This is a genomic window from Micrococcus terreus, assembly GCF_900116905.1.
GTDB classification, from domain to species: Bacteria; Actinomycetota; Actinomycetes; order Actinomycetales; family Micrococcaceae; genus Citricoccus; species Citricoccus terreus.
Genome location: NZ_FPCG01000009.1, coordinates 63,629 through 75,647 on the forward strand (window position 1 = coordinate 63,629; position 12,019 = coordinate 75,647).

Genomic DNA, 12,019 nt, shown 5'->3' on the forward strand with positions numbered 1-12,019 from the left:
CCACACCTGACGTGCACAGCCTCCCCTCGTCCACCGATCACTCCCCCACACCAGCACCCGCCGCCGCTGGACGCTCGAGCAGGCTGGCCGTCGTCGGGGCCGGTGCGGTGGGGACCTCCACCGCCTATGCCGCCCTGCTGCGCGGGGTGGCCCGGCACGTGGCCCTGTATGACATCGACCGGCCCAAGGTGGAGGCCGAGGTGCTGGACCTGGCCCACGGCACCCTCTACACCGGGTCCTCCTCGATCACCGGGGGCGACGATCCTGCGGTGATGGAGGGGGCCGACGTCGTGGTCATCACTGCTGGCGCCAAGCAGCACCCGGGTGAGACGCGGCTGGACCTGGCCGCCACGAATGTGCGCATCCTCGAGCAGCTGATGCCCGTGGTGCAGGAGCAGGCGCCGGACGCCGTGTACATCCTGGTCTCCAACCCCTGCGATGTGCTGACCCTGGCCGCGCAGCGCATCTCCGGACTGCCCGCCGGACGCGTGATGGCCAGCGGCACCACCCTGGACACCTCACGGCTGCGGTGGCTGCTCGCCCAGCAGGCCGGGGTCTCGCGGCAGTCCGTGCACGCCTACATCCTGGGTGAGCACGGGGACACCGAGTTCCCGGTGTGGTCCTCGGCGACCATTGGCCCGGTGCCGATCCTGGACTGGCGGCGCGAGGGCCGGAAGGTGTTCACCGAGGACGGTCTGGATGCGCTGGCCGATCAGGTGGTCAACGCCGCGTACACCGTGATCCAGGGCAAGGGCGCCACGAACTACGCGATCGGGGTCTCTGCGGTGCGGATCGTGGAGGCGGTGCTGGGTTCACAGAACGCGGTGCTGCCGGTGTCCACGGTGCTGGACGGGCAGTACGGGATCTCCGATGTGGCCCTGTCCGTGCCGTCCGTGGTGGGCCGGGGCGGGGTGCGCGAGGTGCTGGAGATCAACCTGTCCGCACAGGAGCTGCGGCGGCTGCAGCATTCGGCGCAGACACTAAAGCAATCGGCTGCCGAGCTGGGGTTCTGAGGCGCTGACTCGGCTCAGCCGGCGGGGCTCAGGTCAGCGGGTGGGGTGGTCCGAGGAGGCCGAGGTGCCAGGCTGTTCGCCACCGCCGTCCCGTCCTGCCTGAGCCTGGCGGCGCTGCTCCTCGGCGAGCTCGAGCTTGCGCCGGGCGACCTGATCGCGGTGCAGCTCCTCAGAGGAACGGTGGATGCCCGAACCCTGGGAGAGGTGCTCGGGGTTCTCCTTGGAGGCCAGCTGCAGCATGGCCACCACCACCAGGGAGGTCATGAAGAACACACCGAAGGCGATCAGCCCGATGTCCACGCGGATGGGGTTCTCGGTGCCGCCGGATGCGGTCATCATCGCCACCACTCCGCCCACCAGGCCCAACACCAGGGAGAACACCAGCGGACCCTTGATGGAGGCCAGGAAGCTGTTCTTCACCTCCGGCAGGTCGCGGCTGCTGCGGTCACCGGCCGGACGGGCGGGACGGCCAGACGTGCCCCGGTTCGGGCCGGAGGTGGACGAGCTCACAGGTGCTGCTCCTGACGGTTCGGGGGGCTGGAGGTCCTCACAGGAGGATCCAGTCAGGGATGCGGTGTGCGCAGGACGCACCCGGTCATTCTACGCCGTGTAGAGAACGAGGCGGTCCGGCTGATCGGCGCTGACGCGAGACGAGGTCCACAGTGCGCCGATCCGGAGTGTCAGTCCTTCGGCGCCCCGCCCGGGAATCCACCCGAGGCCGCACTGTCCGCCTCGGAGCCGGCGTCGTGCCGGAAGCCGAATCCGGAGATCGCCATGACCACCGCGATGATGATGGCCCCGCCACCGATGATGCCCAGCAGGCCGTGCGGATCCAGGTGGTTGAACAGGGCCAGACCCACAGCGGTGCCCACCCCGATCAGGCCGGTGTAGAGCTGGTCGCGCGCGGGGATGAACTCGCGGCGGTGCCGGGCCCAGGCCACCAGCTCGGCGATCCCACCCAGCAGCAGCGTGGCGGCGGCCACCCAGGCGATCGCCACGGTGTCCGAGAGGAACAGCAGCACGATGGCCCCGACCATCCAGGCGGCGGCCGCCATGGACAGCGGGCCGCGCATGGCCTCGGGGACGGGCTCACGCCGCAGGTACTCCCACATGGCCGTGCCGGAGAACACCAGGTAGGCGGCCACGCCGTACTTCAGCAGCGAGACCTCCGGGTCCCGCAGGAAGATGGTGGAGATCCCGAAGATCGCGGCCACCAGGGCACGGATCAGCACGGGCTTCCAGACGGCGACGGCGGTCTCAACGGGGGTCTTCACGGCAGGCACCGATCCAGTCTAGGCCGCTCGCCGCCGGGCGCTCACTCCGCGCCGGCGCGCATCCAGGCATCCGAGCGGGCCCGCCAGCCCAGCGTCACGGCGCGCGCCCCCAGGTACACCCCGGCGAACCCGGCCCACAGCAGGGCCAGCTGCACGCCTGCAGTGGGGGCCTGACCCGGGTCTGACCAGTCCTGGGTCCAGCCCAGTCCCCCGCTGGCCACCCACACCAGCCCGGCCAGCGCGGGCAGGTAGACCACCAGGTTCACGACGCCGGCCAGCGCCAGATAGCGGGCATCGCCGGCTCCGATCAGCACGCCGTCCAGGACGAAGACGTACCCGCCGATCGGCTGGGACACGGCCAGCACCAGCAGTCCGGCGGTGGCCGCGGCCTGCACGGCCGGCTCGGGCGTGAACAGCGGCGGCAGCACCCAGGCCAGGGCGGCCAGCAGCGCCCCGGTGATCACCCCGAACCACACGCCCCACCGTTCCATGGTCCGGGTCAGCTCCCGTGCCACCTGGGTCCGGCCGGCGCCCAATTCCTTGCCGATCAGCGCCTGGGCGGCGATCGCCAGCGCGTCCAGGGCGAAGGCGAGGGTGGAGTACAGCGTGAACACCAGCTGGTGCGCGGCCAGGGTGGCGGTGCCCAGCCCGGTGGCGGCGATCACGGTCACCAGGATGGCGGCCCGCAGGCTCGCGGTGCGCAGCAGCAGCCAGGATCCCACCTGGGCGGTGGCCCGCATTCCGGTTCCCGACGGCGCCAGGTGCGTCCCAGCGGCACGGAACCGGGGCAGCAGCACGGCCAGGTAGGTCACGAGCATCCCCCATTGGACGAGGCTGGTGCCGATCGCCGAACCGGCCACGCCCAGCCCCAGCCCGTAGACCAGGGCGAAGTTCAGGGCGATGTTGATCCCGAACCCGGCACCGGCCACGATCAGCGGGGTCCTGGTGTCCTGCAGTCCGCGCAGCACGCCGGTGGCCGCCAGCACCCCCAGCAGGGCGGGCAGACCGGGCATGGACCACTGCAGGTACGCCACAGCGTGATCCTGCACAGCGCCCTCGGCACCGATCAGTCCGGTCAGCGCGGGAGCCGTCACCCACCCGACCACCGCGAGGGCGAGGCCGATCAGCAGACCCAGCCAGACGCCGTCGCGCCCTCTGGCCATGGCCGCACCCAAGTTCCCCGCCCCCAGGTACCGGGCCACCGCGGGCGTGGTGGAGTAGGCCAGGAAGATCAGCAGTCCCGTGGCAGTGTGCAGCACCGTGGTGCCCACGCCCACACCGGCCAGCTCGGCGGTCCCCAGGTGCCCGACGATCGCGGTGTCGGCGAGCAGGAACAGCGGTTCGGCCAGCAGCGCCCCGAAGGCGGGGACGGCCAGGGCCAGGATCTGGCGGGAGAGCGGACGACTGTCCGGGGCGGAGGTGCTCACAGTGTCGGTTCGGTTCCGGCGCTCAGCTGACCAGCGGCAGCAGCGTGTAGGCCACGGTCAGGGCGATCAGGTTGTTGAACACGTGCAGGATGTACGCGTACGCCAGGGACATCCCCGTGAACACATAGGCCAAGGTGATCACGGTGGCCAGGGTCAGGTACGGCAGCACCTCCACCGGGTTGAAGTTGAACCCGGTGGCCACGAAGTGCAGCAGGGCGAAGGTGAAGATCGAGATCACCACGCAGACCCAGACGTTCAGGTGGCGGGAGAGCTTGCCGATCATCAGGTGCCGGAACAGGTACTCCTCCACGAACGGCCCCATCACCACGGCCACCAGGGCCATCAGGGGGAACGGGACGGAGAGCGTCATCGCCTCGATGCCCAGCTGGTTCTCGCTCTTGATCGGCTCCCCGGCCAGGGTCACGATCAGCGCGTTGACCGCGATGGTGGCCAGCCAGCCCCCCGGGATCAGCCCGATCTTCAGCCAGGTCTGAGTGCGGAAGGTCTGCAGGGACTGCACGAACGGGCGCCAGCAGGCGATCAGGGCCAGCACTGTGAGGATCACGTAGGCCGTCAGGTTGACCGCGAACCCGGCGGTGGTCTGGTCCAGGGTGCCCTCGGCGTCCCGGAACATCTCCTGGACGGTGGGGATGAACAGGATCAGCGAGGCCAGTCCGACGATCATCAGGGCGATGTACGCCAGCACCGTGACCAGGTCCATCCAGCGGAACGGGCCGGCCTCGGAGCGGATCTGCCGCCGGTTCTGCCGGCCGGGCCAGCCCGGCGGAATGTGCGCGGGCACCTGGTACGGCTGGTTCGCGGGGTACCGGTCCGGGGTGCCGTGGTGCTGAGGCTGCCCGTAGGGCTGCGGGGGCTGCCCGTACGGCTGCGGAGGCTGGCCGTAGGGCGGAGGGACCTGCTGACCGTACGAGCCGCCATTCGACGGCGCGGGCTGCTGGGCGTGCGGCTGCTGCGGGTCCGTGGTCATGCGCTCCATCGTAGGCACCGAGTCTGGGCCGGACCTCATCGCCGTGACCCCCGCCTGCTGGGGATAGCGTGTACGACGGATGTCGATCCGCCCGGCGAGTCTCGACCTCCAGCGTTCACGTGGTCTGTTGCGCGGCGGATCGCCGGAGTAACGTTCCGGCCATGTCACTGTTCCAGCAGCCCGTCTTCATCAACCTGTGCAGCTCCGACCTCGAGCGGATGCGCACCTTCTGGACCGCGCTCGGGGCGGACATCAACGAGGAGTACACCGCCACGGACATGTGTCTGTGCGTGATCCTGACCGACTCCACCTACGCCATGTACCTCACGCCCCAGCACTATGAGAACTTCACCGGCGGTCGGCCCCGCGCGGACACCTTGGCCACCTCGGCCGCACTGTTGGCCCTGACCGTGGGCACCCGCGAGGAGGTGGATCGGGTGGCCGAGACCGCCCTGAAGGCCGGTGCCACCGAGGTCGAGCTGACCGAGGAGATCCGCACCGAGATGGGCCAGGCCGGCATGCACGTCCGAGAGATCGTGGACCCGGACGGACACCAGTGGGAGTTCTGCACCGCCTGAACCGCCACCCGCCCACCACCAGCCGATCACGTGTACGACGTATGTGGACTTCCTCGGCGAGTCTCGACCTCGAGCGTGCACGTGATCATGAGGGGGAGGGGGAGCCGGGCTGGGGGTCGGAGGCCGTGGCGGTGGAGCCGGCGCTGGCGCACACCACCAGGACCACAGCACCGATCGCCAGGGCGCTGACCCCCTGACCCAGCAGCATCCACCCGGCGATGGTCGCGATCACCGGCTCCAGACTCAGGAGCAGTCCGAACACCGGCCGGGGCAGCCGCCTCAGCGCCGCGAACTCCATGGAGTACGGGATCACCGAGGCCAGCAGCGCCGCGCCCAGGCAGAGCAGCAGCAGCCGCCCGTCCCACTCCACTCCCACGAACCCGGAGGCCCCGAACGGCAACACCGCCAGGGTCCCTACTGTCACCGCCGCCGCCAGGCCGCCGGTGCCCGGAACGGTGGCGCTGACCCGGTGCCCGGCCAGGATGTACAGCGCCCAGAACAGTCCGGCGATCAGCACGAACGCCACTCCCAGCGGGTCCAGCCGGGAGGTGCCCAGCAGGTCGTCCACGAAGAAGAGCCCGACGCCGGCCAGGGCCAGTCCGATCCACAGCGCGTCTCTCCAGCGGCGAGACAGGGCGGCGGCCAGGGCCAGCGGACCCAGGAACTCGATGGACACGGCGATCCCCAGCGGGATCCGTTCAATGGCCGCGTAGAAGAACCCGTTCATCCCGGCCAGGGTCAGCCCGAACAGCGTCACGGCCAGCCACTGCTGACGGGTCCACTGCCACACCTTGGGGCGGAACACGGCCAGCAGGAGGATCGAGGCCGCCCCCAATCGGATCACCGTGGTGCCCCAGCTGCCGAACACCGGGAAGAGCTGGGTGGCCAGCGCCGCCCCGAACTGCAGCGAGAGGCAGGAGCCGATCACCAGCATCACGCCGGTGGCCCGGGGGCTGCGCGGTGCCGGGACACGGCGCAGCCGCGGCAGGCGTCGGCCCGGGACCCGATCAGCTGAGACAGCCGGGTGGACGATGGGGATCGGTGCGGTACTGGGTGTCACGCCCTCCAGTGTGGCCCTCACACAGCTCCGCCGCGGTCCGGTGTCGTCATCACGTCACCAGACCGCGGCGGAGAAGGCGGGAAGGCCTCGACGACGGCCACGCACCTGAGCGGTCAGCTCAGCGGGTGCATCACCCGGAAGCGATAGTCACCGACCTCGAAGGTCTTGAACAGCTTCAGCCGAGAGGGATCCCAGTCCGGGACCGGACGGGTCTCCACGACCCGGCCGTCCTGGACGCCGACGAGGGTGGCCTGCCGGTCCTGGGTGACCAGCATCCAGCGCCGATCCAGGTTCGAGAACCGCTCGGCGTCGGTGAAGATGCCGAAGGTGAACAGGTCGACGACGTTCATCAGGCCTGAGCGCTTCTTCAGGCGGTCCAGTGCGTGCACCGTGTCGCCGGGGCGGACGACGCCGTCCAGGATGCGCAGGGTGGCTGAGTCGGCCATGTCATGTCTCCTTGAGTGTGAGTGGTGATTGGTGGGTCGTGCAGTCACGGCTGCGGTGTCGATGGATTCACCGTAGGGCCGCCTCGGGGACAGGCACTACGTCCATTCGGTCAGAGTGGGCTGACCGAAGGGGTGCAGTCCTGGAGTGCGGGCGGTGCAGGGCCGCGGCGGCGCGGAACGAGGGAGCGTAGAGCATCGTCACCAGGATGATGAGCACGGTCACGGCACTGACCGCGGCTCCCCCGATCGCCACACCCAGGGTGAAGGACACGGTCAGGGTGTAGCGCACCGTGACCCTCCACCAGCCCAGCCGGCCCATGTCTGCGAGCAGTCGGGGCACATCGACGATGTGCACCGCCACCATGACCAGGGCGGCCAGGAGCAGGTGGATGAGGGGGGCTGCTGTGAGCAGGCCGATGACCAGGACGATGCTCCACGCCAGGACCGGATGGATCGCCAGGACGCGCAGCAGGTGACGACGCAGACGGGTCCGGTCAGCGTGCAGGATGTGCATGCCGAAGTGATCGTCCTGCAGAATCCGGTACCCCTGGCGGTCCTTGGACATGAAGACGTTCTCCTGCAGGCAGACCACAGCCAGTGGCACCGCCCAGGCCGCGGGCGTGGAGATCATCAACAGGGCGAACAGTGCCGCGGAGGACAGCAGTGTGCCGACGGCCGGACGCCACAGCAGCATCAGGTCCTTGTACAGCAGCGGCTTCCGGTTCACCAGCCAGCCGAGCATCCGACGGGCATCCGAGCTGCTCAGGCCCGAGCCGGAGGAGCGGACCGCGATCGCGTCCATGGCCAGGGTCTGCAGCGCGCCCGCTAGGACCAGGATCCCGGCCACCCGCATCGGCGAGTCCATCAGCAGGTCAGGTGCTTGGACGACGATCACGCCCAGGCCGACCAGAGCGGCGAGCAGCAGGACGATGTAGACCTGGACGGCTCGGGCGGGTGCGCGCGCACCGAACCGGACCACGGAGGGCAGCGGCATCAGAGCCATCACGTAGAGTCCGGCGACGAGGGCCAGCAGCTGCGCCTCGTCCAACACCAGGGCGGTCACGGTGAACAGGCTCAGTCCGATCGCGTGGGACAGCAGCCAGTCCGATGCCGCGTAGTGGCCCAGATAGGCCAGCCGGGTCTGCAGGCCGAACCGCTCCAGCCCGAAACGTCGCAGGTCGTCCATGCGCAGGAACACGTCGGTGTCCCACAGACACATGACGTGCACCAGGCCCACATAGGCGCAGCCGAGCAGGATCAGCCACTCCGGGAACAGGATCATGCCGGCCACCAGGACGGCACCGAGGATCAGCCCACCGAGGATCTCGCGCCCGCGGCGCCGAGGTCGGCGCCGCCGGGTGGTCTGGGCCAGGGCCAGCGCGAACCTCATGACACTGCCCTCTCGAGTCGGCGACCGGTCACCGCGTAGACGGCCTCCACGGAGCGCTCCAGCTCCTCCAGATCGTGGCTGACCACGATGCACCGGCGGTCCTCGGTCTTCAGCAGGGCGGTCAGGTAGTCGTTGGACTGGCGGTCCAGCCCCTCGAACGGCTCGTCCAGCAGGAGGATCTCCGCCCGAGAGCACAGTCCCATCACGAGGGAGACCTTCTTCGCCGTCCCCTTGGAGAGCTCCCCCACCGGCACGTCCAGGTAGTCCGTCATGCCCAGCTGCTCCACGTATTCCAGCGCCCGCCGGGTGTCGAAGGACTCCAGGACCGAGCACAGGCTCAGCAGGTCGCGGGCGTGGAAGTGCTTGAAGCGCCCGAGGTCGTAGTCGACCAGGTAGGTCTCGCCGCTGACCCTCAGAGCGCCGTGCTCAGGCTCAAGCCGACCGTCCACGAGTTTCAACAGGGTGGTCTTCCCGGTGCCGTTGCGCCCGACGATGCCCACCCGGTTCTCCACGATCCGGTCTGAGTAGTCCTTGAACAGGTAGTCACGGAAGCGGAAGCTCAGATCATCAAACTCCAACAACGGCGGTTCCTTCCAGAATGGCCGCCACCAGGGTGATGGCCAGGATGAGCAGATAGCCCGGCAGCAGCCGGCGCAGGTCCCGGCCCAGGACGGGCAGGTCGCGCTGTGGGCTGTCGGTGAATCGCCGCAGGGCGAAGAGCATGCGGTAGCTCAGGGCCACCGACATGAGCAGGGCCACGGCCTCCAGGGAGGCATGGCGGTAGAGCAGGTCGAACTGGCTGGTGAAGGGAAGGTTCAGCATCGCGCCCGTCGTCACTCCGAGCATGAAGAACTGGGGCAGCACCAGCAGGAGGTTCACCACCGGCAGCACGCTGACCAGCAGGAAGAAGAGCAGGTTCGTCCGGAGGATGAAGGCGAACTCTCGGTGGTCCGAGGAGATCTGGATCGTCCCGTTGCCCTGCAGAAGGGTGGACAGGCCCGGCACCAGCTCGACGGCGGCCAGATGGACCAGCGCCAGGCCGACGACGAACGTGAAGGCTGCCAGAGCCATGTGGGCCTTCATGACCTCCCCCAGGGTGGACACGGGGCTCCATCGCACGCTCGAGGGTGCGGACAGTGCCACGGTGCTCATCCGACATATCCGAACGAGACCATGGCGGCATCGGCCCCCAGCCACACCAGACTCGGCAGGGCGGCCACGAGTCCGGGAAGCGTGCGGAATCGGCCGCTGCGCGCCAGGCTGAGGCACAGCACCGCCGCAGGGACGAGGAAGATCAGTCCGCTCTCCGGGCCGGCGCCGGACTGCCTCAGGAAGGCGACGGCGACGTGTGCGGCCAAACCGGTCGTCAGCACCGGGGTCAACAGCGTGGTGACCTGGCGGGGCATCCAGGCCTGACGGTCCACCAGTCGGAAGGCGAACCGGCTGAGGAAGGTCACGATGACCACCCCCAGAATGGTGGGGATCAGGTACACCACGAACAGGGCGCCCATCACCGCCCACGAGTGATCGCCGAGGGCTCCGGCGATCCTATCGTCCATGGAGCGCCACCCCAGCCAGGCGTTGGCGAGTCCGTGGGCCACGATGGTGACCCGAAGAAGATGCGTCACAGCTGATGACCTTTCTGTGGAGTCGATATCAGGTCACGCAGGCCGGGAGGTCCGTCCGAGGTCAGTCCTCCCGGCCTGCATGACCTGATCTCATGACTGGGTCACAGCCACCCTGTGGCTGCACCGACGATGGCACCGACGGGGCCGGCCAGAGCGGCATTGGCTCCGAGGATCGTGGCCAGGTAGCCGGCCGCTGCGGTGGCACCGACGGTGGCGACACGGGAGACGATGGCCTTGGCCAGCGTCTTGCCGACCTTGGAGGCGATCCAGTTGATCACCCAGTTGGTCCCGTTCTCCTTCAGCTTCCTCTGGATCCACTTTCCGAAGAGGTATCCTGCCTGCATGTCATTCTCCTTTGATGAGAGTTTCATTCCAGATCGGTGATCCGAATTGAAATGCGATGCCTTGATGTGTTTGCTGAGCGGGGCTCGCCGCCGTTCAACAATTCACAATCTAGGCGGGAGAAGATACAGGGAATACGCCCATTCAGGCACTCCTGGACCGACCGGAAAGGCCATACGGGATGACCTTAAGGACGACGGGGGGGTGGGGTGAGCCGCGACCGAAGACGTCCGGGTCAGCGGGTGAGGGGGATCTCCACGTCCACGGACCAGCGGCCGTCCCGAACGCCTGCATGGGCCGTGCCGCCCACCAGGTGCGTGCGCTCGCGGATGTTCAGCAGCCCGTAGCCACGCGTGGCCGGCCATGCACCGTCGCCGCGGGGAGTGGCCGAGCCCTCACGAGGTGCGCCGTCCAGGTCATTGACCACCTGGAGCACGAGGTGGTGATCCATGACGGTCAGGAAGATCTCGCAGCGCGCGCCGCGGGGGGCATGCTTGAGCACGTTGGCCGTCGACTCGATGAGGATCCTGTGGAGGCCGACGAGCGCCGAACCGGGGACCTGGGCCTGGTCGTGGACGGAGGAGTGCACCTGGGTGGGCCGCCCGCTCTTCTCCAGCGCCTCACGCGCTGACTCGATGCCCACGACGATGTCTCCCACCGACCTCAGCTCGAGACCGTCGATGGCCTCGGGGCCCGCAGACCGGTTGCCGTCATCGGTGGAGATGTACAGCACGTCCAGCAGCCCTCGGAGCTCGGCGTGGGCCTGGCGGGCCACTGCACCGAGCGTGCTGATCATCTGGGTCCGCTCCGCCTCGTCACGCACATGGTTCAACGCCTCGGCCTGCAGGGCGAGCACCGCCAGGTGGTGGGCCACCAGGTCGTGGAGGTCACGAGCGATGCTGCGCCGCACCTCGACGACCATCCGGTCGTGCCGTTCCCATTCCTCGGACCGCTCACTGGCCGCCCTGCGGGTCTCGGCATTCTGGCGTCGGAAGGCCAGGCCGAGATAGGCGCCGGCGAGCAGCCCCAGGAGCGCGATCACCACGCTCACTCCTGCCTCCGGGAAGAACAGGAGCGTCACGGCCTGGATCAGGGCCTGGCCGATGAGGAACACCAGGATGCTGTGACGCCGCAGGTACAGGAAGGCGGCGGCGGTGATGAAGGGGACGGTCAGCAGTGGCAGCAGGGCTGATCCGACCATGGCGGCACTCGCGCCGACGATCAGACTGGAGAAGACCATGACCGGAACGCTCACGGTCACCAGGAGCAGTGCCACGGCCAGCTGGCCGGTCACGGCGACGTAGGACCAGCCGATCTCCGACGCAGGTCGTCCCCCGGCGATGTCCAGGGCCACCAGAGCCCCTTCCAGGCCGATCAGGAGGACGGCCAGCAGCACGGTGGCCACGACGAATCGTCGCCCTGGGCGCGGCGGCTCTTCCTGGATCAGTGTCCAGAGCCTCTCGATCACAGCCCCCATGAGTCCTCCCCCTCGTCGCCTGCTAGGTCCATGATGACCTGTGCAGGGCCTGGAACACCGCCTGTGTCAGGCGTGTCAGGGGGAGATGCTCAGAGGCAGGCTCTCAGTTCACCGCTTCTTCGGACAGGCACGGGGGAAGGCCTTGCAGAGCAGCTCCTGGATGACGTCGGGGTCCTCCGCCTCCGGCGCGTCCGCGGCCCGGGCCGGGGAGACCAGGACCGCGACCTCGGCCGGGTCAGCGGTCTCGTGCGCGATCGCCGGCACGGTCGAGCCGAACAGGGCCCCGGTGACCAGTGCCGCCACGGCCCCGAGGCGGATCGGAAGGGTGAGACGGGATGCGGTGCAGGTGATGTGCGTCATGGCTCCATGGTCGACTCGGTCCGCCGGTGGGGACTA

General features: G+C 68.9%; 15 protein-coding genes. 2 read left to right on the forward strand and 13 right to left on the reverse strand.

Annotated elements, in window-relative coordinates:
- Positions 1 to 83 precede the first annotated feature (83 nt).
- The gene (locus BM355_RS10780) at positions 84 to 1,013 is read left to right on the forward strand and encodes an L-lactate dehydrogenase (protein WP_245760771.1); all 930 of its coding nucleotides are present in this window, start codon (positions 84 to 86) and stop codon (positions 1,011 to 1,013) included.
- A gap of 33 nt (positions 1,014 to 1,046) precedes the next feature.
- On the opposite strand, the gene BM355_RS10785 is transcribed toward BM355_RS10780, so the two are convergent.
- From BM355_RS10785 to BM355_RS10800, 4 genes are all read right to left on the reverse strand, one after another.
- Positions 1,047 to 1,523 carry a hypothetical protein gene (locus tag BM355_RS10785; RefSeq protein WP_245760753.1) on the reverse strand — a complete coding sequence of 159 codons (477 nt, stop codon included), beginning with the start codon at positions 1,521 to 1,523 and terminating at the stop codon, positions 1,047 to 1,049.
- A gap of 170 nt (positions 1,524 to 1,693) precedes the next feature.
- Entirely contained in the window at positions 1,694 to 2,296 is a 603-nt protein-coding gene (locus BM355_RS10790; RefSeq protein ID WP_091698352.1) for a hypothetical protein, read from the reverse strand.
- Between the two features lie 32 nt (positions 2,297 to 2,328).
- A complete protein-coding gene (locus BM355_RS10795) occupies positions 2,329 to 3,714 on the reverse strand; it encodes an MATE family efflux transporter (RefSeq protein WP_091698355.1) in 1,386 nt (461 codons plus the stop codon).
- A 22-nt stretch (positions 3,715 to 3,736) separates the two neighbouring features.
- The gene (locus BM355_RS10800) at positions 3,737 to 4,702 is read right to left on the reverse strand and encodes a CPBP family intramembrane glutamic endopeptidase (protein ID WP_177227930.1); all 966 of its coding nucleotides are present in this window, start codon (positions 4,700 to 4,702) and stop codon (positions 3,737 to 3,739) included.
- A 161-nt stretch (positions 4,703 to 4,863) separates the two neighbouring features.
- Between BM355_RS10800 and BM355_RS10805 the strand changes: the two genes are divergently transcribed.
- Entirely contained in the window at positions 4,864 to 5,280 is a 417-nt protein-coding gene (locus BM355_RS10805) for a VOC family protein (RefSeq protein WP_091698360.1), read from the forward strand.
- An 85-nt stretch (positions 5,281 to 5,365) separates the two neighbouring features.
- Here BM355_RS10805 and BM355_RS10810 read toward each other — a convergent pair whose 3' ends face one another.
- From BM355_RS10810 to BM355_RS10850, 9 genes are all read right to left on the reverse strand, one after another.
- Entirely contained in the window at positions 5,366 to 6,340 is a 975-nt protein-coding gene (locus BM355_RS10810) for an EamA family transporter (RefSeq protein ID WP_245760754.1), read from the reverse strand.
- A gap of 113 nt (positions 6,341 to 6,453) precedes the next feature.
- Positions 6,454 to 6,786 (reverse strand): hypothetical protein, encoded by a 333-nt coding sequence (locus BM355_RS10815; protein WP_091698362.1) that lies wholly within the window; start codon positions 6,784 to 6,786, stop codon positions 6,454 to 6,456.
- Between the two features lie 67 nt (positions 6,787 to 6,853).
- Complete coding sequence (locus BM355_RS10820; protein ID WP_091698364.1) at positions 6,854 to 8,176, reverse strand: hypothetical protein; 1,323 nt, start codon at positions 8,174 to 8,176, stop codon at positions 6,854 to 6,856.
- Positions 8,173 to 8,754, reverse strand: a complete 582-nt coding sequence (locus tag BM355_RS10825; RefSeq protein ID WP_177227931.1) for an ATP-binding cassette domain-containing protein — start codon at positions 8,752 to 8,754, stop codon at positions 8,173 to 8,175. The genes BM355_RS10820 and BM355_RS10825 overlap by 4 nt, the downstream gene beginning before the upstream one ends.
- A complete protein-coding gene (locus BM355_RS10830) occupies positions 8,744 to 9,328 on the reverse strand; it encodes a hypothetical protein (protein WP_143109485.1) in 585 nt (194 codons plus the stop codon). Before BM355_RS10830 ends, BM355_RS10825 begins: the two co-directional genes overlap by 11 nt.
- The gene (locus BM355_RS10835) at positions 9,325 to 9,804 is read right to left on the reverse strand and encodes a hypothetical protein (RefSeq protein WP_091698373.1); all 480 of its coding nucleotides are present in this window, start codon (positions 9,802 to 9,804) and stop codon (positions 9,325 to 9,327) included. The genes BM355_RS10830 and BM355_RS10835 overlap by 4 nt, the downstream gene beginning before the upstream one ends.
- Positions 9,805 to 9,905: 101 nt before the next feature.
- The gene (locus BM355_RS10840; RefSeq protein WP_091698375.1) at positions 9,906 to 10,148 is read right to left on the reverse strand and encodes a hypothetical protein; all 243 of its coding nucleotides are present in this window, start codon (positions 10,146 to 10,148) and stop codon (positions 9,906 to 9,908) included.
- 233 nt (positions 10,149 to 10,381) lie between these two features.
- A complete protein-coding gene (locus tag BM355_RS10845) occupies positions 10,382 to 11,623 on the reverse strand; it encodes a sensor histidine kinase (protein WP_091698377.1) in 1,242 nt (413 codons plus the stop codon).
- A gap of 108 nt (positions 11,624 to 11,731) precedes the next feature.
- The gene (locus tag BM355_RS10850) at positions 11,732 to 11,983 is read right to left on the reverse strand and encodes a hypothetical protein (protein ID WP_091698379.1); all 252 of its coding nucleotides are present in this window, start codon (positions 11,981 to 11,983) and stop codon (positions 11,732 to 11,734) included.
- Between the last annotated feature and the right edge of the window lie 36 nt (positions 11,984 to 12,019).

What these genes read in the sequence shown, in the direction of transcription:
- BM355_RS10815 (WP_091698362.1), bottom strand. Translation starts at nt 6,786, where the DNA reads ATGGCCGACTCAGCCACCCTGCGCATCCTGGACGGCGTCGTCCGCCCC.
- BM355_RS10840 (WP_091698375.1), bottom strand. Translation starts at nt 10,148, where the DNA reads ATGCAGGCAGGATACCTCTTCGGAAAGTGGATCCAGAGGAAGCTGAAG.
- BM355_RS10805 (WP_091698360.1), top strand. Translation starts at nt 4,864, where the DNA reads ATGTCACTGTTCCAGCAGCCCGTCTTCATCAACCTGTGCAGCTCCGAC.
- BM355_RS10850 (WP_091698379.1), bottom strand. Translation starts at nt 11,983, where the DNA reads ATGACGCACATCACCTGCACCGCATCCCGTCTCACCCTTCCGATCCGC.
- BM355_RS10800 (WP_177227930.1), bottom strand. Translation starts at nt 4,702, where the DNA reads ATGACCACGGACCCGCAGCAGCCGCACGCCCAGCAGCCCGCGCCGTCG.
- BM355_RS10820 (WP_091698364.1), bottom strand. Translation starts at nt 8,176, where the DNA reads ATGAGGTTCGCGCTGGCCCTGGCCCAGACCACCCGGCGGCGCCGACCT.
- BM355_RS10845 (WP_091698377.1), bottom strand. Translation starts at nt 11,623, where the DNA reads ATGGGGGCTGTGATCGAGAGGCTCTGGACACTGATCCAGGAAGAGCCG.
- BM355_RS10830 (WP_143109485.1), bottom strand. Translation starts at nt 9,328, where the DNA reads ATGAGCACCGTGGCACTGTCCGCACCCTCGAGCGTGCGATGGAGCCCC.